This window comes from Mesorhizobium sp. M7A.F.Ca.US.010.02.1.1 (genome assembly GCF_004023085.1).
Classification (GTDB): Bacteria; Pseudomonadota; Alphaproteobacteria; order Rhizobiales; family Rhizobiaceae; genus Mesorhizobium.
The window spans coordinates 1-349 of sequence record NZ_RZRV01000148.1; the positions used below are offsets into that span (position 1 = coordinate 1).

1 protein-coding gene is annotated in these 349 nt (G+C 60.7%); it reads left to right on the forward strand.

All coding sequences use genetic code 11. The annotated features are described in order from the left end of the window. Positions 1-349: hypothetical protein (locus tag EOA19_RS35590; RefSeq protein ID WP_206638180.1), on the forward strand; the 349-nt coding region annotated here is incomplete at both ends.

Sequence of the window (349 nt, forward strand, 5' to 3'; positions counted from 1 at the left end):
GCCAATCGGGACCACCCGGCTGATCCTGGGCTCGCTCGGATCGGACCAGCCGGTACATCTTTCGGAATCGGCTCAGTTCGTTCTTCCAATGATGTCCATGAAGCCGACCCCCGACCCACGTACAAGGCGCGAGTTCACACTCAACCAGTTCAACATGGTCATCGGCGAGGACGACGAGGGCTTCGATGTCTCACAAATTCACTTCTATCCGTTCAACCAGGCATACTACGATGCGCTGCCCGGCTTCCTCCAACATCCCGCCGCCGCCTTCGCGACGGATCGGCTCCTGAGCCGGTTGACGGTAGGCCTGGGCTACTTGCCGTCCTGGGCATCACCCAAGGTCCGGGTC